The 459-nt window shown below is 71.7% G+C and carries 1 protein-coding gene; it reads left to right on the top strand.

The window, feature by feature from the left end:
* Window positions 1-169: 169 nt before the first annotated feature.
* Window positions 170-459, top strand: a 290-nt coding sequence (gene recO, locus LPA54_RS38240) for a DNA repair protein RecO (protein WP_228984986.1), incomplete at its 3' end; no start/stop codon positions are given.

The raw sequence follows: 459 nt of genomic DNA, 5'->3' as shown, positions 1-459 counted from the left end.
CCGGCGTAGCGCGCCGGAGAAGCGGAGGACGTGGTGAACGAAGCGCGGGCGGCACTCGCACAGGGTCCGGAGCGTCGCGACGCCCGAGAAAAGGCTGCGCGCGGCCACCGCGTACGCCGACGCCAGGAGCCGCGGCGAGGTGCGGTGAACGTGCGCGACAATGGCTGCCATGAGTCTGTTCCGCGACGACGGCATCGTGCTGCGCACCCAGAAACTGGGTGAGGCGGACCGGATCATCACCCTGCTCACCCGCGGGCACGGGCGGGTGCGCGCCGTGGCGAGGGGCGTGCGCCGGACCAAGTCGAAGTTCGGGGCGCGCCTGGAGCCGTTCTCGCACGTGGACGTGCAGTTCTTCGCCAAGGGCAGCGAGCTGGTCGGACGCGGCCTGCCGCTGTGCACGCAGAGCGAGACGATCGCGCCGTACGGCGGCGGCATCGTCACCGACTACGCGCGCTACAC

Source organism: Streptomyces sp. DH12 (genome assembly GCF_020873895.1).
Classification (GTDB): Bacteria; Actinomycetota; Actinomycetes; order Streptomycetales; family Streptomycetaceae; genus Streptomyces.
The sequence above is the reverse complement of the archived record's forward strand: the minus strand, read 5'-3'. Positions and strand labels throughout refer to the sequence as shown.